The organism is Pseudomonas sp. B21128 (genome assembly GCF_044218865.1).
Classification (GTDB): Bacteria; Pseudomonadota; Gammaproteobacteria; order Pseudomonadales; family Pseudomonadaceae; genus Aquipseudomonas; species Aquipseudomonas iridis.
Genome location: NZ_CP162590.1, coordinates 3,970,989 through 3,995,589, shown reverse-complemented (window position 1 = coordinate 3,995,589; position 24,601 = coordinate 3,970,989). Strand labels below are relative to the sequence as shown.

The 24,601-nt window shown below is 57.2% G+C and carries 24 protein-coding genes; 14 read left to right on the top strand and 10 right to left on the bottom strand.

Annotation, left to right across the window (positions count from 1 at the left end):
- Positions 1 to 157: 157 nt before the first annotated feature.
- Both AB4P91_RS17865 and rarD read left to right on the top strand, forming a co-directional pair.
- Positions 158 to 2,281: an acyltransferase family protein gene (locus tag AB4P91_RS17865; protein WP_395603335.1), complete on the top strand. Its 2,124-nt coding sequence runs from the start codon at positions 158 to 160 to the stop codon at positions 2,279 to 2,281.
- Positions 2,282 to 2,400: 119 nt separating this feature from the next.
- Positions 2,401 to 3,282: an EamA family transporter RarD gene (gene rarD / locus AB4P91_RS17860; RefSeq protein ID WP_395603334.1), complete on the top strand. Its 882-nt coding sequence runs from the start codon at positions 2,401 to 2,403 to the stop codon at positions 3,280 to 3,282.
- Positions 3,283 to 3,330: 48 nt separating this feature from the next.
- On the opposite strand, the gene hppD is transcribed toward rarD, so the two are convergent.
- Positions 3,331 to 4,407 carry a 4-hydroxyphenylpyruvate dioxygenase gene (hppD, locus tag AB4P91_RS17855; RefSeq protein ID WP_395603333.1) on the bottom strand — a complete coding sequence of 359 codons (1,077 nt, stop codon included), beginning with the start codon at positions 4,405 to 4,407 and terminating at the stop codon, positions 3,331 to 3,333.
- A 542-nt stretch (positions 4,408 to 4,949) separates the two neighbouring features.
- On the opposite strand from hppD, the gene AB4P91_RS17850 reads away from it, so the two are divergent.
- Positions 4,950 to 6,485, top strand: a complete 1,536-nt coding sequence (locus tag AB4P91_RS17850) for an EAL domain-containing protein (protein ID WP_395603332.1) — start codon at positions 4,950 to 4,952, stop codon at positions 6,483 to 6,485.
- Positions 6,486 to 6,720: 235 nt separating this feature from the next.
- Positions 6,721 to 7,086, top strand: coding sequence for a histone-like nucleoid-structuring protein, MvaT/MvaU family (locus AB4P91_RS17845; RefSeq protein WP_150592573.1), 366 nt, complete (start codon positions 6,721 to 6,723; stop codon positions 7,084 to 7,086).
- Between the two features lie 213 nt (positions 7,087 to 7,299).
- Here AB4P91_RS17845 and AB4P91_RS17840 read toward each other — a convergent pair whose 3' ends face one another.
- Entirely contained in the window at positions 7,300 to 7,818 is a 519-nt protein-coding gene (locus AB4P91_RS17840; RefSeq protein ID WP_150591989.1) for a DUF4946 domain-containing protein, read from the bottom strand.
- 138 nt (positions 7,819 to 7,956) lie between these two features.
- Here AB4P91_RS17840 and gloA point away from each other — a divergent pair, with 138 nt between their 5' ends.
- Positions 7,957 to 8,478: a lactoylglutathione lyase gene (gene gloA, locus AB4P91_RS17835; RefSeq protein WP_042559344.1), complete on the top strand. Its 522-nt coding sequence runs from the start codon at positions 7,957 to 7,959 to the stop codon at positions 8,476 to 8,478.
- Between the two features lie 227 nt (positions 8,479 to 8,705).
- Here the strand turns inward: gloA and ahpF are convergent, their stop codons facing one another.
- From ahpF to AB4P91_RS17820, 3 genes are all read right to left on the bottom strand, one after another.
- On the bottom strand, positions 8,706 to 10,268 hold the full coding sequence (ahpF, locus tag AB4P91_RS17830; RefSeq protein WP_150591990.1) for an alkyl hydroperoxide reductase subunit F: 1,563 nt from the start codon (positions 10,266 to 10,268) through the stop codon (positions 8,706 to 8,708).
- Positions 10,269 to 10,398: 130 nt separating this feature from the next.
- Entirely contained in the window at positions 10,399 to 10,962 is a 564-nt protein-coding gene (gene ahpC / locus AB4P91_RS17825; RefSeq protein ID WP_007958941.1) for an alkyl hydroperoxide reductase subunit C, read from the bottom strand.
- 138 nt (positions 10,963 to 11,100) lie between these two features.
- Positions 11,101 to 12,039 carry a site-specific integrase gene (locus AB4P91_RS17820; RefSeq protein WP_150597818.1) on the bottom strand — a complete coding sequence of 313 codons (939 nt, stop codon included), beginning with the start codon at positions 12,037 to 12,039 and terminating at the stop codon, positions 11,101 to 11,103.
- 178 nt (positions 12,040 to 12,217) lie between these two features.
- On the opposite strand from AB4P91_RS17820, the gene AB4P91_RS17815 reads away from it, so the two are divergent.
- Positions 12,218 to 13,234, top strand: a complete 1,017-nt coding sequence (locus tag AB4P91_RS17815) for a DNA-binding protein (protein ID WP_395603331.1) — start codon at positions 12,218 to 12,220, stop codon at positions 13,232 to 13,234.
- Here the strand turns inward: AB4P91_RS17815 and gorA are convergent.
- Positions 13,231 to 14,589 (bottom strand): glutathione-disulfide reductase, encoded by a 1,359-nt coding sequence (gene gorA, locus AB4P91_RS17810; protein WP_150597816.1) that lies wholly within the window; start codon positions 14,587 to 14,589, stop codon positions 13,231 to 13,233. The two genes, AB4P91_RS17815 and gorA, sit on opposite strands and share 4 nt — an antisense overlap.
- Positions 14,590 to 14,718: 129 nt before the next feature.
- Complete coding sequence (gene galU, locus AB4P91_RS17805) at positions 14,719 to 15,558, bottom strand: UTP--glucose-1-phosphate uridylyltransferase GalU (RefSeq protein ID WP_150591994.1); 840 nt, start codon at positions 15,556 to 15,558, stop codon at positions 14,719 to 14,721.
- A 258-nt stretch (positions 15,559 to 15,816) separates the two neighbouring features.
- Between galU and AB4P91_RS17800 the strand changes: the two genes are divergently transcribed.
- On the top strand, positions 15,817 to 16,002 hold the full coding sequence (locus AB4P91_RS17800; RefSeq protein WP_007912238.1) for a hypothetical protein: 186 nt from the start codon (positions 15,817 to 15,819) through the stop codon (positions 16,000 to 16,002).
- Positions 16,003 to 16,150: 148 nt separating this feature from the next.
- Positions 16,151 to 16,438 carry a hypothetical protein gene (locus tag AB4P91_RS17795; RefSeq protein WP_150591995.1) on the top strand — a complete coding sequence of 96 codons (288 nt, stop codon included), beginning with the start codon at positions 16,151 to 16,153 and terminating at the stop codon, positions 16,436 to 16,438.
- A gap of 3 nt (positions 16,439 to 16,441) precedes the next feature.
- Here the strand turns inward: AB4P91_RS17795 and AB4P91_RS17790 are convergent, their stop codons facing one another.
- Both AB4P91_RS17790 and AB4P91_RS17785 read right to left on the bottom strand, forming a co-directional pair.
- Entirely contained in the window at positions 16,442 to 16,672 is a 231-nt protein-coding gene (locus AB4P91_RS17790) for a hypothetical protein (RefSeq protein WP_042559352.1), read from the bottom strand.
- Positions 16,673 to 16,743: 71 nt separating this feature from the next.
- Positions 16,744 to 17,100 (bottom strand): hypothetical protein, encoded by a 357-nt coding sequence (locus tag AB4P91_RS17785; RefSeq protein WP_150591996.1) that lies wholly within the window; start codon positions 17,098 to 17,100, stop codon positions 16,744 to 16,746.
- Between the two features lie 210 nt (positions 17,101 to 17,310).
- On the opposite strand from AB4P91_RS17785, the gene AB4P91_RS17780 reads away from it, so the two are divergent.
- The 4 genes from AB4P91_RS17780 to ada all read left to right on the top strand — a co-directional run bounded on the left by AB4P91_RS17780 (position 17,311) and on the right by ada (position 19,679).
- Positions 17,311 to 17,613, top strand: a complete 303-nt coding sequence (locus tag AB4P91_RS17780) for a DUF1883 domain-containing protein (protein WP_042559354.1) — start codon at positions 17,311 to 17,313, stop codon at positions 17,611 to 17,613.
- A gap of 28 nt (positions 17,614 to 17,641) precedes the next feature.
- Complete coding sequence (locus AB4P91_RS17775; RefSeq protein WP_191623971.1) at positions 17,642 to 17,818, top strand: hypothetical protein; 177 nt, start codon at positions 17,642 to 17,644, stop codon at positions 17,816 to 17,818.
- 41 nt (positions 17,819 to 17,859) lie between these two features.
- Positions 17,860 to 18,525 (top strand): DNA oxidative demethylase AlkB, encoded by a 666-nt coding sequence (alkB, locus tag AB4P91_RS17770; protein ID WP_395603330.1) that lies wholly within the window; start codon positions 17,860 to 17,862, stop codon positions 18,523 to 18,525.
- An 86-nt stretch (positions 18,526 to 18,611) separates the two neighbouring features.
- Positions 18,612 to 19,679, top strand: coding sequence for a bifunctional DNA-binding transcriptional regulator/O6-methylguanine-DNA methyltransferase Ada (gene ada, locus AB4P91_RS17765; RefSeq protein ID WP_395603329.1), 1,068 nt, complete (start codon positions 18,612 to 18,614; stop codon positions 19,677 to 19,679).
- A gap of 14 nt (positions 19,680 to 19,693) precedes the next feature.
- On the opposite strand, the gene AB4P91_RS17760 is transcribed toward ada, so the two are convergent.
- A complete protein-coding gene (locus tag AB4P91_RS17760) occupies positions 19,694 to 20,677 on the bottom strand; it encodes an MDR family oxidoreductase (protein ID WP_395603328.1) in 984 nt (327 codons plus the stop codon).
- 188 nt (positions 20,678 to 20,865) lie between these two features.
- Here AB4P91_RS17760 and AB4P91_RS17755 point away from each other — a divergent pair, with 188 nt between their 5' ends.
- The gene (locus AB4P91_RS17755) at positions 20,866 to 23,319 is read left to right on the top strand and encodes an autotransporter (protein ID WP_395603327.1); all 2,454 of its coding nucleotides are present in this window, start codon (positions 20,866 to 20,868) and stop codon (positions 23,317 to 23,319) included.
- Positions 23,320 to 23,430: 111 nt separating this feature from the next.
- Positions 23,431 to 24,495, top strand: a complete 1,065-nt coding sequence (locus AB4P91_RS17750) for an NAD(P)H-dependent flavin oxidoreductase (RefSeq protein WP_395603326.1) — start codon at positions 23,431 to 23,433, stop codon at positions 24,493 to 24,495.
- Positions 24,496 to 24,601 lie beyond the last annotated feature (106 nt).

The following is a 24,601-nucleotide window of genomic DNA, read 5'->3' as shown; positions in this document are numbered from 1 at the left end:
GGTGGCGGATCGTTTGATTACAAGATCCGAGCTGAACCAGGCGATTGAAAAAATCTCTGTAACATTTCTGATACCCTGCGCATCGCGCCTTTTTCCAATGAATTGAGCGCAATCAAAAAACAAATCAGATCGTTCGAGACTGTTTCAGGATAAGTAAATGCTCAATCGCCCTTTTGAGTTTGCATGGAAGCCTTTGCGCGCGATATGGCATAAAGCACTCGGCGCCAATGACAAGACCGCAGAAGCCCCCTCACCCTCGGCGCAGGCCTCTGCGACCCCGCATCGCAAACCCACTATTGAATACCGTGCAGACATCGACGGGCTGCGGGCGATTGCCGTTCTGCTGGTGTTGATCTTTCACGGCGGATTGACGTTGTTTCCGTCGGGCTATATCGGTGTGGATATCTTCTTCGTGATCTCGGGGTATCTGACGACCTCGATCATCATGAAGTCGCTGGACAATGGGACGTTCAGCTTCTCGGGGTTCTACACCCGCCGTATCTGGCGATTACAGCCGGCCATCATTGCGTTGCTGATCGCCACACTGATCATCGCAACGGTGCTTTACTTGCCCGATGACTATGTCGACTTTCTGAAAAGCGGCAAGTACACCTCATTACTCCTCTCGAACCAGTATTTTTCCAATGCGACAACCGGTTATGCGACACCCGATGCGGCGACTTTGCCGCTGCTGCACACCTGGTCGCTGGCTATCGAGTGGCAGTGGTATCTGGTCCTGCCTTTGGGCATTTGGCTGCTCAACCGCTATGTGGCGAAAAAAGCCTTCAAGGTGACCGTCCTCGGTTTAACGGTCGCGGCAATGGCGCTGGCCTTGTACTGGTCGCACACACTGACGGATAAAAACTACTACCTCTTTACCGCCCGAATTTTCGAATTGATGATCGGCTCCTGTGCCGTGATTTTCAGCACGGACAAATTCAGGCTCAATCGATTAAGTGCATCGTTGGTCTGTACGCTTTCGCTGGCGACGATTCTCTACTGCGCGACGCGGGAAGATATCCTCGCGGGGTTCCCGGGCTACCACGCCATAGCGGTTTGCATCGCGACCGCAGCCTTGCTCTTTCGGGGCATTGGCGATGCGAGCGTCACTTCCAGAATACTGGCCCTCAAACCGCTGGTATTTATCGGCACCCTCTCCTACTCGTTGTATCTGTGGCACTGGCCGATTCTGGCGTTCGTGGCCTATGTCGGCATCACGCTTACGCCGATGGTGACGGTCATCTACTTCGTCGCCACGTTTGTGATTGCCTGGCTTTCGTTCGTGCTCATCGAAAACAAATTTCGCAAGCCAAGGGCGGGATTTGCCAAAACCCTGATACTGCTGATGCTGCTGCCCGCGATCGGACTCTCGTTGCTGCACACTGCCGGCAAGAAGCACGATGGATGGCCCGAGCGTTTTGGCGAAGATTCGAGTCAGGTCTTCAGTGGTCTGAAGGCCTATGTCCCAGTCCACCGGGAAAAATGCCTGGGTGTCAGTGATGGCACCGACCTCGGCTGCATCATGGGTGCCGCCCAGGCAGACCCGCAGGTCTTTCTACTGGGTGATTCGTTTTCGAACCATTACTGGGGATTTGTTGAAACGCTGGCTAAAGATGCCAACCTGTCGGCACTCGCACAGGGTTACCCGGCGTGCCTGGCACTGCCCAAGGTCTACCTCTACGACGCGAAAAAATACAAGGGCGGGCTGTATCAAAAGTGCCATACCGCCGCTCAGCAATATTACGACCTGATCAGCAAAAGCCATTTTGAGTACGTGATCGTTGGCCAATTCTGGGAGGCCTACCTGAACGCTGACATCGTCACGAAACAGGATGACCCTCGCAGCACTGAGCTCTCACAACAACGTCTGGGCGTGGCGATCCGCGAAGCCCTGGACATCATCGTCAAGTCGGGCGCCACGCCCATCTTCCTGATGAACACGATGCCAATGCCGGCGGGTATCAACGACTGCCTGTTAAAACGAGTCAAGTTGCGGGGCTGGATGGGAAGCACCGAGCAGAGCAGTCTGTGCGCCACCTCACCCTGGTCGGGTGGCGAAGACCCGGTATTGGCGAAACTGTTCAGCGAACTGCAGGAGGAGTACCCCAGTCTGATTGTTATTGACCCGAAAGGTGTTCAATGCCAAGACGGCAATTGCGCGACGGTCATCGACGGTTTTCCGGTCTATCGTGACATTGGCCACGTGACTGACTATGCCTCCTACAAACTCGGCCAAATGTACCTCAAACGCTTCAGGAACCCGTTGAGGAGTACTCCGTAAGTTTTCTGCAAGCGCTACCGCCATAACGGATGTGTGGAATATCGAGCACTCGAGCAATATTCAGCACAAAAACCACGTATCCTTCGCGCCCCGTTTGATCACCCACCCGCGAGGACAGTTTGTCTAAAGGTATCGCTTTATCGGTTACAGCCTCGGTGCTGTTTGCCGTCATGTATTACTTCACTTCGTTGCTCACCCCGTTGAGCGGCGTGGAGATTTTCGGCTGGCGGATGCTCCTGACGGTACCGTGCATGACGGTGTTCATGCTGGTCTCCAGCGAATGGCGGCGGGTGCTGGAGTTGATTCGCCTGATGGCGGACAAGCCCAGACTTATCGGGGGGCTGATCGTCTCGTCAGCGCTGCTCGGCGTGCAATTGTGGCTGTTCATGTGGGCACCGCTCAACGGTTACAGCCTCGACGTGTCACTGGGCTACTTCCTGCTGCCGCTGGCCATGGTACTGACCGGGCGGATTGCCTATGGCGAGAGCCTGTCGTACCTGCAAAAGGTCGCGGTGTTCTTTGCAAGCCTGGGCGTGTTAAACGAGTTGTATCAGGTCGGCGGATTTTCCTGGGCGACGCTGGTGGTTGTGGTCGGCTATCCGCTGTACTTCGTGCTGCGCAAATACCTGAAAACCGACCACCTCGGCGGGCTGTGGGTCGACATGACCCTGACGCTGCCGGTCGCGTACTGGTTTGTGCAGAGTGGAGAGCAAGGCCTGGACGTGTTCAATCAATATCCGGGGTTGATGTGGCTGATTCCGCTGCTCGGCTTGATCAGCGCTTCGGCACTGGTGGTTTACATCATTGCCAGCAGGTTATTGCCGTTCAGTCTGTTTGGGTTGTTGAGCTATGTTGAGCCAGTGTTACTGCTGGGTGTCGCGCTGATCCTGGGCGAAAGCATCAAGTCCACTGAGTGGCTGACCTACATTCCGATCTGGCTGGCGGTTGTGGTGCTGGTGTTCGAGGGATTTAAACATCTGCTGCGACAGCGCAGACCTTAAAAGCAAAAGATCTGAAAAAGCCTGGCCGAAGCCAGGCTTTTTTATCGCTTACTCGGTCGCGAGTACACCGCGGCGAACCTGGTCACGCTCGATCGATTCGAACAGTGCCTTGAAGTTGCCCTCACCGAAACCATCATCGCCTTTACGCTGGATGAATTCGAAGAACACCGGGCCCATCAGGGTTTCCGAAAAGATCTGCAGCAGCAGGCGCTTGTCGCCCTGCTCCGATGAGCCGTCGAGCAGAATGCCGCGCGACTGCAGTTGATCAACCGGCTCGCCGTGGTTCGGCAGGCGCCCTTCGAGCATTTCGTAATAGGTTTCCGGTGGCGCGGTCATGAAGCGCATGCCGATCTTCTTCAGGTGATCCCAGGTCTTGATCAGGTCGTCGGAGAGGAACGCGACGTGCTGGATGCCCTCACCATTGAACTGCATCAGGAACTCTTCGATCTGCCCGGCGCCCTTGGACGACTCTTCGTTCAGCGGGATGCGGATCATGCCGTCCGGCGCGGTCATCGCTTTGGACGTCAGCCCGGTGTATTCGCCCTTGATATCGAAGTAGCGGATTTCGCGGAAATTGAACAGCTTCTCGTAGAAGTTTGCCCAATAAGCCATGCGACCGCGATACACGTTGTGAGTCAGGTGGTCGATAATCTTCAGGCCGGCACCGACCGGATTGCGATCAACACCTTCGATAAACACGAAGTCGATGTCATAGATCGAGCTGCCTTCGCCGAAACGGTCGATCAGGTACAGCGGCGCGCCGCCAATGCCTTTGATCGCCGGCAGGTTCAGCTCCATCGGCCCTGTTTCGATGTGGATCGGCTGGGCGCCGATTTCCAGCGCGCGCTTGTAGGCCTGCTGCGAATCCTTGACGCGGAACGCCATGCCGCACACCGACGGGCCATGCTCGGCCGCGAAGTAGGAAGCCACGCTGTTCGGTTCGTTGTTGAGGATCAGGTTGATCGCGCCCTGACGGTACAGGTGCACATTCTTGGAACGGTGGGTGGCGACTTTGGTGAAGCCCATGATCTCGAAGATCGGCTCCAGAGTGCCAGGGACCGGCGATGCCAGTTCGATGAACTCAAAGCCCATCAGGCCCATTGGGTTTTCGTATAAATCTTCCATGGTGACGCCTCATCATTTCTTATCAATTAACCAGGGTTATTTGTCAGTCATGCTGAGGGAGCTGGGTGGCGCGCAGGAGATGCCACGCACACTGCGGGCGAGAAAGTCACCGTAGATCAGTTGAAACCCGAATATCTTCATTGTCGACCCAAGGCTCTTGCGGGCGAGGCTTCTGCTGCCAGAAGACGAATTATTATTGTATGCGTAACCCGATTCTACACAGCGTAAATAGGGTTGTCTGCCCTCTCTATAAAATCCGCTTTTCTGGCGCCGGTGCAAGGGGTTTATTACACAGGTAAATGCCTGCCCGATCACCGCGGGATTCAACGCGACCATCAGCGTTGGCTCGCGTAGCATTGACCAGCGCCAGGCATCACCGGCGGCGCTGGCCTTTATCGCGCTGGCATCACGACTTAACCGGCAATGAGCGACATAAGTGTCATCTGCCATCTATTCTGCCCACTGGCTGAAATGTTTTTCAGCGGTGCACCGGTGCCTGGTCTGATGTTGGGCGCCCCACTTTCTCGCGACAGGATGCGCCCATGCCGTTGACCGTCAGACCTCGCCGTAAACGTAGCGTGCGCATCGCCATCACCCTGCTCAGCGCCCTGCTGCCAGCCTTGCTGGGTGGCGTGATTTTGTACATGCAAGCCGAGCGAACGCTTGCGCAGAGTTCACAGAAAACTGCCGAAGAGGCGTTGCGCCAGTTCGAGTTGATGCTTGACAGCACGGCCCAAGCGGCCCGGGATCTGCTGCCGCTGGCCGGTCAACCGTGTGAAAACGTCAAACTGGCCCTGCGCGAACAGGTGACCCGCCGCCCTTTCGTGCGCTCGACCAATCTGGTGTGGGACAACAATCTTTATTGCAGTTCGTTGTTCGGCGACTTCAAGGAAGCCGTCAAAGCAGGCGACTATGTTCAGGGCAAGTTGTGGTTGATGAACGGCAATCCGGTCACCCCCAACACCGCGCTGCTGGTGTATCGACTCAGCGAAGGGCGCGGTGGTGCACTGACGACACTGGATGGCTATCACTTGAGCAACATGCTGCGACTGATCGGCCGGCACACACTGCTGTTATTGCAGGTGGGTGATAACTGGATGTCAGCCAATGGCCAGGTCCGCCAAGGCGTGCTGCCCGCACTGCCGGTGGCGCAAACCATGCTGGACTCTTCCCGGCATGCCTTCAGCGTGTCGGCAGGTTTTCCAAAGGGTGAAACCTGGCGTTACATGGCCGAACAGTACCCACCATTGTTCAGCCTGCTGATGTTCTTTGGTGTGGTTTCGGGCGCCATCGGCCATGTCGTGCAGAAGCGCTCGACTTCGCCGAGCCACGAAATGCTTCGTGCTCTCGAAGCCGGCGAGTTCATTCCATACTTCCAGCCCGTGGTGCACGGCGACAGCAAGAAATGGTCGGGCGCTGAAGTGTTGATGCGCTGGAATCACCCCAAGGAAGGACTGGTGCGCCCGGACCTGTTTATCCCGTTCGCCGAACACTCAGGGCTGATCGTGCCGATGACCCGCGCCTTGATGCAACAAACAGCGGCGTTACTTGGGCCCCGGTCATCGACCTTTGCCGCACCGTTTCACATCGGTATCAACATTACCGCGAGTCATTGCCGGGATCTGCTATTGGTCAAGGATTGCCGTGAGTTCCTCGAATCCTTCGCGCCCGATAGCGTTAGCCTGGTGCTGGAACTGACCGAGCGCGAGCTGATCGAGCCTACCGAAATCACGCGGCAGCTGTTTGAGCAACTGCATGCACTGGGCGTGATGATCGCCATCGACGACTTTGGGACGGGGCACTCAAGCCTCGGTTACTTGCGCCAATTCAATGTGGACTTCCTCAAGATCGATCAGAGTTTTGTGGCCATGATCGGCGTTGACGCCCTTTCGCGGCACATTCTGGACACCATCATCGAACTCTCGGCCAAGCTTGATCTGGGCATTGTTGCCGAAGGTGTCGAAACACAGGCACAAGTCGATTATCTGACCGCGCATAACGTTAACTTCCTGCAAGGCTATCTGTACGGCAAACCCATGCCGGCAGCAGACTTCATTAGTGCATTAACTCACCATTAACTAAATGGACTTATGCGAGATGCGCCGACAAGGCGCACAAAAAATGATACAAAAGACCACTGCCGTTACATAAGGACAACATCAGGATTTACTCCTGACGCATTAACAACTACAATTTTTCTTGCCTGTGCAAAGATTGGCAGGCGAGCCACTTATCACCGAGTCGCTACAAGGCTCCAGTTTTAAGCTTTGTTTGCGGTTGGTATCAGCCAAATACACTATTGGAGTAAAGATATTGTCCAGACTCGCTGAATTTCGTGCAGCTGAAAAGGCCCTTCAGGAACAGCTCAAGCAGTTGGAATCGCTGAAGAACGATGCCGGGCTCAAGAAAGAAATCGAATTCGAAGAAAAGCTTCAAGGGCTGATGAAAAGTTACGGCAAAGGCCTCAAAGACATCATCGCCATTCTCGATCCGAATCCGACGAAATCCGCACTGCAAAGCGCTTCAGCGCCTAAAACCCGTCGAGCTCGCGTGGTCAAGGTCTATCATAATCCGCACACCGGCGAACTGATCGAGACCAAAGGCGGCAACCACCGTGGCCTCAAAGCCTGGAAGGAAGAGTATGGTGCAGGCACCGTTGATTCCTGGTTGCGCGGTTAATCCGGCCCCCACCAAAGCCCTGCATGATGCAGGGCTTTTTTATTGACAATATCTAACAAATGAAATGAATTTCATCGAGCAAGTTGCGACTTTTGTGTAACGTTACTGAGCCAAAAACCTGAACATTCTGCTGCATCATGTTGCGAGCGACGCCAACGTTAAACTTTGTGCTTAATCCCTTTGGGTATCTAACCGGCGAAAAAGTACAGAGGCTTAAAGTTTCAGGCTGTTTCTCACCGCGACAATTTCTTCTGCACTCGCCTTATAAGCTTCGGCCTGGCCGGCATAGGAAAGAACATAAGCCTTATCCGCCGCGACCGCCGCCACCAGCGTTTGCGATAACACATGCCGACCGTTTTCGGTCACCGTGCAAGTCGTCTCCAGCGCAGACAAAGAACCGAGCGTCGCCGGATGTACCTTGTTGCAGACACTTTGATAGCCGCCCTGGAAAAAATCCTTTTGTATCGACTTGCGCATTTCCAGCAAAACGCCCTGCAAATTGACTTGATGACCTGTTTCAACCTGAGTCATGGTCAACTCCATCACCATTACCTGATTGCCACCGGCATCGTTCTTGACCGCCCGCTGGCGAGAAACCTGCGGCGCGGTGTCGGCAAGCGGCTCCACCTGCCAGCCTGCGGGCCAGGTGATGCTCGGTTCTTCGGCAAACACAGTAGCGGTGCACAGAAACAAGCCAAAGAAAACTAACGGGGTTTTAAACAGTCGGATCATTGCCGGACGCACTCGAAGATTGAGCCGCAAAGTCTGAGCCCCGGCCGCGCCCACGGCAAGCCTGCCCTTTCATTTGGCGATGCCGGCAGGCATGCGTATCATTGCGCCAATCACTCGCCCATAGTTATTGGAGGGCCCATGAGCCTGCACGAACTGAACACTTTCCCCGGCGTAACCGCCACGCCAGACAGCGCAACCCACAATTTCGTTTTTAACCACACCATGCTGCGCGTCAAGGACATCACCAAGTCCCTGGATTTCTACACTCGCGTATTAGGTTTCTCGCTGGTTGAGAAGCGCGACTTTCCGGAAGCGGAATTCAGCCTGTATTTCCTGGCGCTGGTCGACAAAGCGCAGATCCCGGCCGACGCCGCTGCTCGCACCGAATGGATGAAGTCGATCCCGGGCATTCTGGAACTGACCCACAACCACGGCACCGAAAACGATGCTGATTTTGCCTACCACAATGGCAACACTGATCCGCGTGGTTTTGGCCACATCTGCATCTCGGTGCCGGACATCGTGGCAGCGTGTGAGCGTTTTGAAGCGCTGGGCTGTGACTTCCAGAAGCGCTTGACCGATGGCCGCATGAAAAGCCTGGCGTTTATCAAGGATCCGGATGGTTACTGGGTCGAGATCATTCAGCCTGCACCGATGTGAAAGGCGAAAAGCCCCTCACCCTAACCCTCTCCCAGAGGGAGAGGGAACTGACCGAGTTGTTTTTCATAGTTACGGCGGCCTGAGATATCAAGTCGAATTTAGATTTGAAGAGCATAAAAATCGGCTCCCTCTCCCTCGGGAGAGGGCTGGGGTGAGGGGCTGCATTTTCACGCACAATAAAAAACCCCATGATCACTCATGGGGTTTTGTCTTTTCAGGCCTGGCGTTTATGCCGGAGCCGAAGTCCGAATCAAGTGATCGAACGCGCTCAGCGAAGCCTTCGCGCCCTCGCCCACCGCAATCACGATCTGCTTGTACGGCACAGTGGTCACGTCACCGGCAGCGAAGATGCCCGGGATCGACGTCTCGCCACGGTTATCGACAATGATTTCACCACGCGGCGACAGCTCGATAGTGCCTTTGAGCCAGTCAGTGTTGGGCAGCAGACCGATCTGCACAAAAATCCCTTCCAGCTCGACAGTGCGCAGTTCATCAGTGTTGCGATCCTTGTAGCGCAGGCCGTTGACCTTCTGGCCGTCGCCGGTGACTTCAGTGGTTTGCGCACTGGTGATGACAGTAACGTTCGGCAGGCTGTGCAGTTTGCGCTGCAACACGGCGTCGGCTCGCAACTGCACATCGAACTCCAGCAGCGTCACGTGCGCCACGATACCGGCCAGGTCGATGGCCGCTTCAACGCCAGAGTTACCACCGCCAATCACCGCGACACGCTTGCCTTTGAACAGCGGGCCATCGCAGTGCGGGCAGTACGCCACGCCTTTGTTGCGATAGTCCTGCTCACCCGGCACGTTCATTTCACGCCACCGCGCACCGGTCGCCAGAATCACGCTCTTGGCTTTGAGGGACGCGCCACTGGCAAAACGGATTTCATGCAGCTCGCCGTTTTTACCCGGGGTCAGCTTGTCGGCGCGCTGCAGGTTCATGATGTCAACGTCGTACTGCTTGACGTGCTCCTCCAGCGCCGTGGCCAGTTTCGGCCCTTCGGTTTCCTGCACGGAAATGAAGTTCTCGATGGCCATGGTGTCCAGCACTTGACCACCGAAACGCTCAGCCGCAACACCGGTGCGGATGCCTTTGCGCGCGGCATAAATGGCCGCCGAAGCACCGGCCGGGCCGCCGCCGACCACCAGCACGTCAAAGGCTTCCTTGGCGCTGATTTTCTCGGCCTGACGCTCGATGGCGCCAGTGTCGAGTTTGGCGAGGATCTCTTCCAGACCCATGCGGCCCTGGCCGAAGTTTTCGCCATTCAAGTAAATGCTCGGCACGGCCATAATCTTGCGATCGTTGACTTCGTCCTGGAACAACGCGCCGTCGATGGCGACGTGGCGGATGTTCGGGTTGAGCACTGCCATCAGGTTCAGCGCCTGAACGACGTCCGGGCAGTTCTGGCAGGACAGCGAGAAATACGTCTCAAAACTGAACTCGCCTTTGAGCGAGCGAATCTGCTCGATGACTTCGACACTGGCTTTCGACGGGTGGCCACCGACTTGCAGCAGGGCCAGTACCAGCGAAGTGAATTCGTGGCCCATCGGGATACCGGCGAAACGCAGACTGATATCGGCGCCCGGGCGGTTGATCGAGAACGATGGCTTGCGAGCATCGTCACCGCTGTCGATCAAAGTAATTTGGCTCGAAAGACTGGCAACGTCTTTCAGCAGGTCAAGCATTTCACGGGATTTCGCACCGTCGTCGAGGGAAGCAACGATCTCGATCGGCTGGGTGACCCGTTCCAGGTACGATTTCAACTGGGCTTTAAGATTGGCGTCCAACATACGGGCGATTTCCTTTGGTGTGTTTCAGACATAAAAAAACGCCCGAGCGAATCTCGCCCGGGCGTTTTATTGGGCGGTGCAGCTAACTTAAGTAGGTGCGGAGTTCCGCCCTGAGTTGCGTGTCACGGACTTAGATCTTGCCGACCAGGTCCAGGGACGGAGCCAGAGTGGCCTCACCTTCTTTCCACTTGGCTGGGCAAACTTCGCCTGGGTGAGCAGCCACGTACTGAGCAGCCTTGATCTTGCGCAGCAGCTCGGAAGCGTCACGGCCAACGCCGCCGTCGTTCAGTTCAACGATTTTGATCTGGCCTTCAGGGTTGATCACGAAGGTGCCACGGTCAGCCAGGCCAGCTTCTTCAATCAGCACGTCGAAGTTGCGGGAGATCACCTGAGTCGGGTCGCCGATCATGGTGTACTGGATTTTGCCGATGGCTGGCGAAGTGTTGTGCCAGGCAGCGTGAGCAAAGTGGGTGTCGGTGGAAACGCTGTAGATCTCTACGCCCAGCTTCTGGAAAGCAGCGTAGTTGTCAGCCAGGTCTTCCAGCTCGGTTGGGCAAACGAAGGTGAAGTCGGCTGGGTAGAAGAACACGACCGACCACTTGCCTTTCAGGTCAGCGTCCGAGACTTGAACGAAGTCGCCGTTTTTGAACGCGGTAGCTTTGAACGGTTTTACTTGGCTGTTGATGATAGGCATTGATGACTCTCCGTCAGGGGTTATGAAGTTGATGGGGTGAATCCTACCCACTCACTCGACGGATGGCTCATTGGCAAACCTGATGCTGCTGATTTGTTTTCGCTATTAGCTGACTGTATTAATAGAAGAAAACGATATCTAGGGTGAAACCGGTTTATCCGTAATCCGAGCCATCCCTTGGAATGGGCTGGCTTCAACATAGCGCATGGCTGACTTCATATCCTTCCAGCCCACGTAATTCATTAACGATTTCAGGTCCCAGCCACTTTGATGGGCCCAAGTCGCAAAGCCACGGCGCAATGAGTGACTGGTGTAGCGCTCGGCGGCAATCCCGGCGCGTTCCAGCGCTTGGCGCAATAACGGGATGATGCTGTTGGCGTGCAAGCCCTCTTCACTCAGATTGCCCCACCGATCGATGCTACGGAAAACCGGGCCGCGCACGAGCGCCGCTTCGGTAATCCAGTCGATGTAAGCCTGCACCGGGCATAGCTTGAGCAGTGCCGGAGTCTGATACGTCTGGCCGAGGTTTTCCCGATCGCCCTTGCTGCGCGGCAGGTACAAGGTGATGCCATTGCCGGCATGCGCCTGTACATGCTCGATCTGCAAGCGGCACAACTCATCGCTGCGAAAGCCGCGCCAGAAGCCCAGCAGAATCAGCGCGCGATCGCGATAAGCCTTGAGCAATGACGGACGATCCTGCTGCGCCTTCGCAGTTTGAGCTTCCTGTTCCAGCCAATCGATGACTCTCTCCAAATCCTGCAATTGCAAAGGCTCGGCTTGTTTTTCCTGCGCCGGGTGCAGCGCCCGAATGCCTTTGAACACTTTGCGCACCACGGGCGCTTTCGTCGGGTCGGCAAAACCCTGGCTGTTGTGCCACTGCGCCAGCGCCGACAGCCGCAGCTTCAGCGTATTGATCGCCAGCACCCCCGCATGCTCGACCAGATACCGCGCAACGCTGTCGGCTGTGGCCGGCAGAAACCCACCCCACGTTATTTCGAAGTGCTCAATGGCGGCGCGATAGCTGCGACGGGTGTTGTCACGGGTGGCTGCTTGCAGGTAGCGATCCAGATCGCTCATGGGCTGTTTTCTCGCTGGCGTACTGATTCAAGGGTGTCGGAAACGCATTTTGCCCCCTGACACTGGGTAATACCAGTATATCCCGCCTCTTTAATATCAAGGATTTAACTTTATTGTCACCGTGGTACACTGCGTACCTTAGTGGCATGTACCACAGTACGTAACCGTAGGAGTTCACATGGCCCGTGGCGGCATTACCAAAGCACTGGTTCAGATTGCGCGCACAGCGATCCTGGCCCGCGGCGAACACCCAAGCATCGATGCAGTACGCATTGAAATGGGTAACACCGGCTCGAAAACCACGATCCATCGCTATCTAAAAGAGCTGGATGACGGCGCTCAGCCGATCGAAGCGTCGGCGGAGCCCATTGATGACGAGCTGACCGCACTGGTTTCGCGCCTTGCTCAGCGCCTTAAAGAACAGGCACAGGAACCCATCGAGCAGGCTCGCGAGCAGTTCGAGGAGCAACGCGAGGCACTCGAATCCGAACTGAAACAGGTTCGCCACGCTCTAGAGCAACTGGAGCATCAGCACGAGATTCAAGGCGCAGCACTGGAGCGCGAGTCGGAAGCGCTGGGCAACACCCGCTCGATGCTGCAAACCGAGCAAACCCGCAATGCCGGTCTGAATCAGGCATTAGCCGATTTCGAATTGCGCTTGCAGGACAAGGACGAGCAGATCCGCTCGCTGGAAGAAAAACACCTGCACGCCCGTGATGCGCTGGAACACTATCGCAACGCCACCAAGGAGCAGCGCGAGCAGGAACAGAGCCGCCACGAAGGCCAGGTGCAGCAAATCCAGGCAGAGCTGCGTCAGGCGCAGCAAAGCGCGATGGTGCGCCAGGATGAAATTACCCAACTGCATCGCGACAACGAGCGCTTGCTCACCGAGAACCGCGGCACTCAACGCGAACTCAGCCTGATGCAAGACCAGCTCAAGCAAAGCAATCAGCGCCAGGATCAATTGCTGGAGCAAGCCTCCCGCGTTGACAGTGAGCGCACCCTCCTCCAGGAACGTCTGCGCGTAGCAACACTGGAAAGCCAGACACTCAAACAGAGCGTCGAGGAGCAGACGCTACTCAATCAGTCACTGGAAAAGGAATTGACCAAGGCTCAAGCGAGCCTGGAGGACAGCCTTCGCCTGACAGCTACCGTTGCGGCAGCGCCAGACTCAGCCAAACCGAAAGACGCTTAAGCGCCGACCGGTGTACGCATGGTGACAAACTCTTCGGCGGCCGTCGGGTGCACCCCGATCGTGTCGTCGAAGTCACGCTTGGTCGCGCCAGCCTTCAGCGCAATCGCCAGGCCCTGGACGATTTCGCCCGCGTCCGGACCGACCATGTGGCAACCAAGAACCTTGTCAGTCTTGCCGTCGACCACCAGCTTCATCAGCGTTTTTTCCTGACATTCAGTCAGGGTCAGCTTCATCGGCCGGAAACGGCTCTCGAAGATCACTACATCGTGACCCGCTTCACGCGCTTCTTCTTCGGTCAAACCGACAGTGCCGATGTTCGGCAGGCTGAACACAGCCGTCGCGATCATCTTGTAATCCACTGGACGATATTGCTCGGGCTTGAACAGACGCCGCGCCACGGCCATGCCCTCGGCCAATGCCACGGGCGTCAGCTGCACGCGACCAATGACGTCACCCAGCGCCAGAATCGACGGCTCAGTGGTCTGGTATTGCTCATCGACCTTGATGAACCCTTTGTCGGTGAGCTGAACATCGGTGTTTTCCAGCCCCAGGTTGTCCAGCATCGGACGGCGACCGGTCGCGTAGAAAATGCAATCGGCCTCCAGCACACGGCCATCCTTGAGCGTGGCTTTCAAACTGCCGTCCGCCTGCTTGTCGATGCGCGCGATGTCGGCGTTGAACTGCAGGTCCATGCCGCGCTTGGTCAGCTCTTCTTGCAAGTGCTTGCGCACCGAACCATCAAAGCCTCGCAGGAACAGATCGCCGCGGTACAGCAATGTGGTGTTGGCGCCGAGGCCGTGGAAGATCCCGGCAAACTCGACCGCGATGTAACCACCACCCACGACCAATACGCGCTTGGGCAGTTCTTTGAGGAAGAACGCCTCATTGGAACCGATCGCATGTTCATGCCCCGGAATCTGCGGAATCTGCGGCCAGCCACCGGTAGCGATCAGGATATTTTTTGCAGTGAAGCGCTCGCCATTGACTTCGACTTCATGCGGACCAACGATCTTCGCGTGAGCTTCGTGCAGGGTCACACCGCTGTTCACCAGCAAATTTCGATAAATACCGTTCAGGCGATTGATCTCGCGATCCTTGTTGGCGATCAACGTCGCCCAATCGAAATTCGCCTCACCCAGACTCCAGCCAAAACCGGACGCCTGCTCGAAGTCTTCGGCGAAATGCGCGCCATAGACCAGCAGCTTCTTCGGCACACAGCCAACGTTGACGCAGGTCCCGCCCAGATAACGGCTCTCAGCCACCGCCACTTTCGCACCAAAACCGGCAGCAAACCGCGCTGCCCGCACACCACCGGAACCAGCACCAATTACATAAAGGTCAAAATCGTAGGCCATTTCTATCTCCTCGGCAGGCGATCAGCATACCTGCAGACGTCCATTGGGCAAGCACTGCCATCCATATAAGGGCTGAAAATGAAAAAGCCACCCGAAGGTGGCTTTTTCGTGCAGATGGATCAAGCGCTCTTAATAAGCCTTGCCAGTCTTGTAGAAGTTCTCGAAGCAGAAGTTGGTCGCGTCGATGTAGCCTTCAGCGCCACCGCAGTCGAAACGCTTGCCTTTGAACTTGTAGGCCATTACGCAGCCGTTCTGGGCTTGCTTCATCAAGGCGTCGGTGATCTGGATTTCGCCGCCCTTGCCTGGCTCGGTCTGCTCAAGCAGGTCGAAAATGTCCGGAGTCAAAATGTAGCGACCGATGATGGCCAGGTTCGACGGCGCATCTTCCGGCTTTGGCTTCTCGACCATGCTGTGAACGCGATAGATGTCGTCGCGAATCATCTCACCGGCAATCACGCCGTATTTGTGAGTTTCTTGCGGATCGACTTCCTGAATGGCCACGATCGAGCAGCGGAACTGCTTGTACAGCTTGACCATCTGGGTCAGTACGCCGTCGCCTTCGAGGTTGACGCACAGGTCATCCGCCAGCACCACGGCGAACGGTTCGTCACCGATCAGCGGGCGGCCGGTCAGGATGGCGTGGCCCAGGCCCTTCATTTCGGTCTGACGAGTGTAGGAGAACGAGCACTCGTCCAGCAGTTTGCGGATGCCGACCAAGTATTTTTCCTTGTCGGTGCCTTTGATCTGGTTTTCCAACTCGTAGCTGATGTCGAAATGGTCTTCCAGTGCGCGCTTGCCACGACCGGTAACGATCGAGATTTCAGTCAGGCCAGCGTCCAGAGCTTCTTCAACGCCGTACTGGATCAGTGGCTTGTTTACCACCGGCAGCATTTCTTTAGGCATGGCTTTAGTCGCTGGCAGGAAGCGAGTACCGTAACCGGCTGCTGGGAACAAGCATTTCTTGATCATATAAGTCCTTGAAAAGGCTGTGTGTTCGAGTTTCGGCGCAGTCTAATCAGGCGGCGTGCACCTTACAATGCCCCGCACTGGCTGACCGATGCCAAAATAGAGAAATATTCTTGCCGATAGTTCCATCGACACCTGCAGACCATCACCCAGCGTAGCGCAAAGTGAGCGACAAGCTGGATCACCATACGCTCATCGCCCCCGTTGTGAACATTTTGCCGGTATCATGGCGACTTTGAACCAGCGAACGAGACAGATTAGATGGCCGCCGTAAAAATCATCAACGGGTATGTGATCGACAAGAAAGACGGAAAGTGGACCCTCACCACGACCAATGGCGAACACATTGCCGGGCCTTTCGACAGCGAGCAGATGGCGACTGATGTAGCGTCGGTGTTCACTGACACTCCTGCATCGGCAAAGCGCCGCGGCAAAGATCAGGACTGATCGGCTGCCCAGCGCCGCAAGCCCTGCCGTCGAGCAGGGCTTTTTTGTGCCTGGCACACGAGCGTCGTAAACAAGTGGCCAATCGCTATAACCTTTTCACACCGGCGCTGTCAGAGCGTTTAGTCCCCCACCGTTGAAGACGACATCTATGAACATGAACAGATTTTTGCCACTGATCGCAATACTGGTATTGAGCGGCTGCGCCACTTCCCAACCGACCACCCTGAACAACGGCGAACAGGGGCTGACCATCGACTGCTCCGGCGAAGCCAATTCCTGGGCCACCTGCTATGAAAAGGCTGACGCCTCGTGCGCAGGGACGGGCTACCGCATCGTCGGCACTGACGGCACACCGGCGCCGAAGGAAAGCGAAAAGACACTGGGCGTCGATGTCGGCAATTACAAAAACCGCAGCGTGGTAGTGGTCTGCAAATAGACTCTACATGTGAATTTCCGCGAACTTGATCCCGAGTCCGCGTACGACTTCGATCAGATCGTCGAGCCGATTGAAAGACTCGACTTCGTCGTTTTCGTCCACCAGGAAATAACTGCGCCCGGCGCTCTTCTTGAAAAACACGATCCATTCTCCGGAATTTGCCGGGTTCTGGATGACATGTGTGGCAGAGATCAAACCCTCTGCATGGCGTTCGCGCACTTGCTCTCGCTTCATCACAACTCCTGAAATGAAAATGCCGTCACAGCATGACTGTGACGGCATTGATGCTGATGACCAACAGTCTATCAGCCGGATATACAAGCGTTGGCAGCGTTACGCACATCACGCGGGCGCACCGGCACATTGGACATGCGCTCATGCAGTTTGATGCTGCTACCGCCGGAGCGGTCTTCGATATCAAACACGGCAGCGGGGCCAGAAGACAGTTTGCCCGGAACAATCACGCGAACCCCCTCCTTTTGCGGCTGTACCTGCAGCGCGCCGCGGCTGTTCGCCAGTTTTTCGGTCAGGCATTGCGCATACTCATGGGGCTTCTTGCCAGAGATTACGCTCACGGTCGGGAGCGTTTCATTGATTTCGGAAACGTTCGCACAACCACCCATAGCCAAAACCAACGGCAGACACACCACACCCCACTTCATACAAAACCTCCGTTAAAGACCGTCCGACAGCACAAATGCCGTTTTTCTCCGGGGCCTTCTGCATTTAACCCGCATCCAATCGCGAATATCTGTTCAAAATTGTCAAACCAACGCCCGACGGCCAGATAATAACCTGTGCAGGCTGATAAACTGCGCCCAATTACAAGCTATCGTTTTGATTTTGTAGAAAAAGCCCTTCTGGAGGCGCCCATGAAATTCATTCACCAGCGCGAACACCTCAACGAAGACGACATCGTCGTCATCCAGTGCTCGCAAACCTGCAACATCCGTTTGATGAGCGACGCCAACTTCCGCAGCTTCAAAAATGGCGGTCGTCACTCTTACCACGGCGGCGCTTTCGACACGTTCCCGGCCCGTATCACCGCGCCGAGCACCGGTTTCTGGAACATTACCATCGACACCGTCACCACCCGGGCAATCAGCGTTACACGCAAACCGACGCTGACGCACTCGATCAAGATCATCCGCCGCTCCAGCTCTAAACTCAGCTGAGCCGCCCCGCGCACACAGACAGGTATTCATGACCGTGGCCCAAACGACTAAATACGTCATCAAGTACAAGCTCAACGGCGAGCGCCGTTTCGAGTTCGCGCAACTGGAGAGCGGCACCGAGGAAGAAGCCAAGGCTGCTCTCGACGCAATCCACGGGCAGACTGAAGATGTGATCAGCGATATCGCCGTCAGCAAGGCGCTGTAACAGACCAACAGAATGACTGCCGCAGGGTATTGGTGATCGCTATGCAGCCACCCACTTTCGATCTGTTCGCTGATCACGAACCCGTACAGCAGCCCCGCGCCGAACAGATCGGTGAACAATCGTGGGTACTGCGCGGATTCGCCCTGCCGTTGATCGATCTATTGCTACCGGCGTTGGACGCCGTTCTGGTCGCCGCCCCACTCCGCCACATGGTCACGCCGGGCGGCTTCAGCATGTCGGTCGGCACCAGCAGTTGCGGGCAACTGGGCTGGATTACTGACCGCAGCGGCTATCGTTATTCAAAGGTCGATCCACTCAGCGGATTGCCCTGGCCCGAGCTGCCGCCAGTGTTTGCCGATCTGGCAGAGGCCGCGGCGCAGGAGGCCGGTTTTTCTGACTTCAAGGCAGATTCCTGCTTGATCAACCGCTATATCCCCGGCGCCAAGATGTCATTGCATCAGGACAAAGACGAAAATGCCTACGCAGCACCGATCGTTTCGCTGTCGCTCGGCTTGCCGGCAATGTTTCTGTTTGGCGGTTTCGCTCGTGGTGACAAGAGCCAGCGGATCCCTCTGTTGCATGGCGACATGGTGGTTTGGGGTGGTGTCGATCGTTTGCGTTTCCATGGCGTTTTACCGATCAAGCAGGGGCGACACCCGCAACTGGGCGAACAACGCATCAACCTGACTTTTCGTGTTGCCGGATGAACCTTGAAATTTGACCGCAAGGCCCGGAGTGTCGTGTTCACCAACGCTGGTTAACCTGAATTAAACAGGTCAACGGATTAGCCATCATGAAAACGCTTTCGAGCACGCCCAACATTGAACACGATCCACGCTGGGCCGCTGTTGTGGCGCGGGATGCGCGGGCGGACGGGACGTTCGTCTATGCGGTGAAGACCACAGGCATCTACTGTCGCCCAAGCAGTCTTGCGCGCTTGCCGAAACCGCAGAATGTGGAGTTTTTCGCTACGGCGCTTGAGGCTGAGGCCGCCGGCTACCGCCCGAGCAAAAGGGCCAGCAAGGATCAGAGCGATGTACTCGCGCAACATGCTGCCACCGTGGCGCTGGCATGCAGGCAGATCGAGTCCGCCGACACTTTGCCGGCGCTCAATGAACTTGCCGAAACGGCCGGTCTGAGCCCGTTTCATTTTCACCGCGTGTTTAAAGCCGCGACCGGACTGACGCCCAAGGGTTACGCCAGCGCCCACCGCTCGCGCCGCGTGCGTGAGCGCCTGGCAGACGGCGGCTCAGTGACCGATGCGTTGTATGACGCAGGTTTCAATTCCAGCAGTCGTTTCTATGAAAGCGCCGATCACTTGCTGGGAATGAAACCCGGTGACTACCGCGCCGCCGGGCAAAACAACAACATTCGCTTCGCCGTTGGACAATGTTCGCTCGGGGCGATTCTGGTGGCACAAAGCGAGCGCGGGGTTTGCGCGATTTTGTTGGGCGACGATCCTCACCAACTGGTGTGTGATCTGCAGGACCAGTTTCGCAAAGCCAATCTTATTGGCGCCGATGCCGGGTTTGAACAGTTGATCGCCAAAGTCGTCGGTTTTATCGAAGCCCCGGCCATCGGCCTCGATCTACCGCTGGACGTGCGCGGCACGGCATTTCAGGAGCGCGTGTGGCAGGCGCTGCGAGAAATCCCGGTTGGCAGCACCGCCAGTTACGCCGACGTTGCCCAACGCATCGGCGCGCCGACATCCATGCGCGCCGTGGCTCAGGCATGCGGTGCCAACCGATTGGCCGTCGCGATCCCTTGCCATCGCGTGGTGCGCAGCGATGGCAATCTTTCCGGTTATCGCTGGGGGGTCGAACGTAAACGGCAACTGCTGGAGCGTGAAACGCAACCCTGAAGCTGCGTACTACTTCAGCGATTGACGTCCACCACAACGCGTCCGCGCAGCTGCCCTGCGAGCAGTTTCTGCGCGGCATCGATAACGTCGCCGAGGGCGATTTCATGGCTGATCAATGGCAGTAAGGCGAAGTCCAGATTCTTCGCCAGTCGACCCCATGCCTCCACGCGGCGCGCTTTTGGCTGAGTCACACTGTTGATGCCGGCCAGGGTAACGCCGCGCAAAATAAACGGCGCCACCGACGCAGGGAAATCCATACCCTGGGCCAGACCGCACGCGGCGACGGTGCCCTCTGCACGCGTGCTGGCGCAGGCATTCGCCAGCGTGTGACTGCCGACCGAATCGACTACCGCTGCCCAACGCTCCTTGGCCAGCGGCTTGCCCGGTTCGGACAGGGTCGCGCGGTCAATGATTTCACTCGCGCCCAATTGCTTGAGATAGTCATGCTCGGACACCCGGCCCGTGGACGCCACAACCCGGTAGCCAAGTTTGCTCAGCAGCGCGATGGCAAAACTGCCCACGCCGCCATTGGCCCCCGTCACAAGCACCTCGCCCTGCGCAGGCGTCACGCCATTACGCTCAAGCGCCAAAATGCACAACATTGCGGTGTAACCCGCCGTGCCGATCGCCATCGCCTGAGCAGCTGTAAAAGCTTTTGGTAACGGAATCAGCCAGTCGCCGTTGAGCCGGGCCTTTTGCGCCAGGCCACCCCAATGGCTCTCGCCCACGCCCCAGCCATTGAGCAGCACCTGATCGCCCACTTTATAGTCGGGATGTGAGCTGACCTCGACGGTGCCTGCCAGATCGATCCCCGGCACCAAGGGAAATTTGCGCACCACCGGGCTGCTGCCCGTAATCGCCAAGCCATCCTTGAAATTCAACGTGCTGTACGCAACGGCCACGGTCACGTCGCCCTCGGGCAACTGGTCTTCGTTGATCTGTTGAAAGTTGGCGCGATAACCGCTGTCGTCTTTATTGATCAAAATACCGTTGAACATGATGGCCTCTCATGGATGGGTTTCAGGGGGTCATGGCTTTCAAATATCACATCGCAATACGTTGCCACACTCGACTTTCAGCCAATCCACGAATCGGCCGGGTATTTCCATGGTGGCCGACTATGCTTTTTCGACGGTGGTGCTTTTGCTGGTTTTCCTCAGAAAACGGCCTGTCGATGGAGCGGTCAATGTCTTACCTGCGTTCTTTTTCATTCATGCTGATGCTGTGTCTGCTCGCCTTTGGAAGTGCGTCGGCGGCGCCCGCCACCAAGCCTGCCGAGACAGTCCCCAATGAGCCAGCATGGCCGCAAGTCATCACCCGCGAGAAGGCCAAACTGACCGTATATCAGCCGCAACTCGACAGTTGGGACGGCTACACCCTCAACGCCCGCGCTGCCGTCGAGGCCACCGGTGCCGATGGCAAAGCCACGTACGGCATCATTCAGTTCAGTGCCCATACGCTGGTCGACAAGGCCACGCGCTGGGTCGCACTCGATCAATACAAAATCATCAAAGCCGACTTCCCCGGTGATGCGGCTCAGGCTGACAAATGGCTGACAGTGCTGGAAAAAGACGCCGGGAGCCGGATAAAAACCATTTCACTGGATCAACTCGAGGCCGCCGTCGGTGTGCTATCGGCAGAGCAGAAAGCTGACAACGCGCCTCTGGAAAACACTCCGCCCGCGATCATCAGCTCCGACGTACCGGCGATGCTTGTCTACATTGACGGCGATGCAGCCTATCGTCCGGTCGAGAGCACTGCCCTGCAACGGGTGATCAACACCCGACCTTTGCTGCTGAAAGATGCGCAGGACAAACATTACCTGCACGTCTTCGATGGCTGGATGGTCGCTGACCAGCTCAACGGCGACTACAAGCGCCTGGCCACGCCGCCCGCCGACCTTGAAAAAGCCAAGCAGGCCGCCATCGCCAGTCGCCAGGTGGATCTGTTGACCGGGCTGAGTGACCCGAAAGACAAGGTGCCCAGCCTGGCCAAGCCACCGCAGCCAAAAATCTTTGTCGCCACAACGCCCACGGAGCTGCTTGTCACCGACGGAGCGCCACAGTGGCTGCCGATTCAGGGCACGCGGCTTTTATACGTGAGCAATACCACCGGGCACATCTTCAAGGAGATCGGTGATCAGAACAGTTACGTGCTGATTTCCGGTCGCTGGTTCCGCGCCGGCGACATGAACGGCCCCTGGACATTTACCCCAGCAGACGAACTGCCTGCAGACTTCGCCACCATTCCCGACGACAGCCCGAAAGAGAACGTCAAAGCCTCGGTCGCCGGCACGCCACAAGCCAAGGAAGCCGCGATTGCTGCGACCATCCCGCAGACCTCGGCAATCAAGAAAAGCGCGGTGAAAATGACCTCGCCGCAGTTCGATGGCGAACCACAACTCAAAGCCATCAATAGCACGCCGCTGCAATACGTGGTCAACAGTGCCACGCCGATTATCCGGGTCGACAACAACAGTTGGTATGCGGTGGAAAACGGTATCTGGTTTACCGCCACCACATTGAAAGGCCCGTGGATTGTGGCCAGCTCTGTACCGGCGGTGATCTACTCGATCCCACCCAGCTCGCCCATGCACTATCTGACTTACGTGAAAGTCTATGAGGCCAGCGGCGATACCGTGGTGGTCGGCTATACACCGGGTTATCAGGGTTCCAATGTGGACCCCGCCACCGGCGTGGTGGTCTACGGTACCGGTTATCCATACACGCCATGGGTTGGCAGTGTCTGGTACGGGCCGCCAGTGACTTATGGGCTCGGCGTCGCCATCCGTTACACGCCCTGGACTGGCTGGACCTTCGGTTTCGGTTTCGGCTGGAGTTGGGGCAGCAGCACCGTCGCCATGGGTTGGGGCTGGGGCGCGTATCCCTGGTGGGGCAATTATGGTTGGGGTTACGCCTGGGGGCCGCGCTTGTATCCGGCACCACTGGCGTGGGGTGGCGCAGCTTACGGATATCGCGGCGGCGCCGTGGCCTGGGGACCGGGAGGATGGGCCGGCACCACGGGCAATATCTATCATCAATGGGGTGACCGGGCGACGGTCAGCCGTGCCGGTGCCGGTTACAACGCCTGGACCGGCAATCGCTGGGCGGGTCAGGTGGGGTCCTCGTATAACTCGCGCACTGGCGTTGCGGCGGCAGGCCAACGCGGTGCCGTGCACAACGCCTTCACCGGTAACTATGCGGCCGGACGCAGTGGTGTGGCGACGGGACCGAACGGTGGCGCGATCGCCGGCCAGAAGGTCACCGCCGGCAACGCGCGCAACGGCACTCAAGTTACGGCCAGTCGCGGCGCGGCATACAACCCCAATACTGGTAAAACTACCCAATACGGCAGTGTTCGCGGAAAAAACGCCGGCGCCGCACACGTCGGCGACAACGTGTATGCCGGCCGCGATGGCAATGTCTACAAGAAGACCGATGATGGCTGGCAATCCGTGGCCAAGGGCGGGGAAAACCGCCCGACTCCGATCAATAACAACGCGCAATTGCAAAACCTCAACCGTGAATCCGCCGCGCGCAACTTCGGCAATCAGCGCACCCATCATTTTCAAGACTCCTCACGAAACATGAACCGTTCCTTTGGAGGAAGAGGTGGTGGTGGCGGATCTCATCGACGCTGAGAACCTGCGTCAGGTGATGTTCACAATTTCAAAGTGGCCCAGCGTCTGGTTTTGCTGGTAAAAACCGGCTGTGCCGTCCCTGCCCCTTTTCATCGTTCGGAGTCCGCTTCCATGAGCCAATGGCCAGATACCCGTATTCTCGACCTGCTCGGCATTCAATCGCCGATCATTCAGGGCCCGATGGCCGGTGCGACAAATTCATCCATGGTGATCGCCGTGTGCAACGCTGGCGGACTGGGGTCGATGCCGGCGGCGATGTTGAGCATCGAGCAGTTACGCGAAGAGCTGAAAACGATTCGCGAACACACCGACAAGCCCTTCAATGTGAATTTTTTCTGCCACCAGCCACCCGCCGCTGATGAACAACGCGCACGCGAGTGGAAGAACCTGCTGGAACCGTACTACCGCGAACTGGGTGCCGACTTCGAGGCGCCAACACCGGTATCCAACCGGGCCCCGTTCGACACAGCAGCATGCGAAGTGCTGGAAGAATTCCGGCCGGAGGTGGTGAGTTTTCACTTCGGTTTGCCAGAGAAATCCCTGCTCGATCGAGTAAAGGCCACCGGCGCAAAAATCCTCTCCTCGGCAACCACCGTCGATGAAGCGATCTGGCTGGAACACCATGGCTGTGACGCGATCATCGCCATGGGCTACGAGGCCGGGGGTCATCGCGGGATGTTTCTCAGCGAGGACTTGAGCAGTCAAGTCGGCACGTTCGCACTGGTACCGCAGATCGTCGATGCGGTGACAGTGCCGGTGATCGCCGCCGGTGCAATCGCAGATGCGCGAGGCGTCGCGGCAGCTTTCATGCTCGGTGCGTCAGCGGCTCAGGTTGGCACCGCGTACCTGTTCACCCCGGAAGCGAAAGTAAGCGCCTCTCATCACAAGGCCCTGCGCACCGCCAAAGAGAGTGAAACCGCGATCACCAACATTTTCACCGGGCGCCCGGCGCGGGGCATTCTTAATCGTGTGATGCGCGAACTGGGGCCAATGTCGGCCAAAGCGCCGGCATTCCCGCTGGCCGGTGGCGCCCTGATGCCTCTACGTGCAAAAGATGATGCGCAGTTCGCCAACCTGTGGGCAGGCCAGGCATTCACGCTGGGCCAGGACCTCAGCAGTGCTGAACTGACTCGCCAATTGGCCGAGGGTGCATTGGCGAAGCTGAATGCTCGTTGATGTCGCGCGCGGGGGGCGTTTCAGGTCAAGCGGCGCGTCAGGATAAATCCTCTCGCCACAAAGTGGGGATCGCTATATATTTCGCTACATAGCGATTTCCCCCTTT